Below are 656 nucleotides of genomic sequence, written 5' to 3'. Positions count from 1 at the left end.
ACTACCCGGGCCGTCGGCAGGCCCAGCGCTTCGTGGCCGAGGTCGCCATGCCCGCGCTCAACGACGTCCGCACCGACCTCGCCGCCCGCGGGCTGGAGGCCACGCTGAAGACCAGCACCGTCGATGCCTTCGGGATCGACACCGCGGACCTTTGCGTGGAGCTCGACGGCGAACGCACCTTCAAGTACCAGATCTATCCGGTGCAGAACGACGTCCCGTCCTATGCGCGCTCCTCCGCCGCCGGCGGCAAGTACTACCGCATCGAGGTGTTCTCGCTCGAGGGCAGCCACGGCTACGACCTCATGGGGTACAGCAAGGACGAGGTCATCGCCGACGTGCTGGACCACTACGAGGTGCACCTCGAGTTCCTGCACCAGCACCGCGCGACGCTGCCCTACAGCACCGCCGCCGAAAACGTCCCGCCCAAGGCGGACTGGGAAACCGATTACGACACCGTCGACGAACCCGTCGCCGCCGTCCCAGAACCCGTCGCCGCACTTTCGAAGGAGACACCATGACCACTACCGCCTCCACCCTGTTCATCAACGGCGCTTGGGAGCCGGCCGCCGACGGCGCGGTGCGCGAGATCCGCAATCCGGCCGACGGCCGGGTCGTTGCCACCGTGTCCGAGGCCGGCCGTGCCGACACCGAGCGGG

At 68.6% G+C, this 656-nt stretch carries 1 pseudogene; it reads left to right on the top strand.

What is annotated here, in order from left to right:
- A pseudogene (locus tag AC5RUJ_RS17885) lies at window positions 1–518 on the top strand (high-affinity choline transporter BetT); the annotation flags it as partial.
- Window positions 519–656: the final 138 nt, after the last annotated feature.

Source organism: Arthrobacter sp. Y3223164 (genome assembly GCF_059091005.1).
This window is presented reverse-complemented; position numbering and strand designations above follow the sequence as displayed.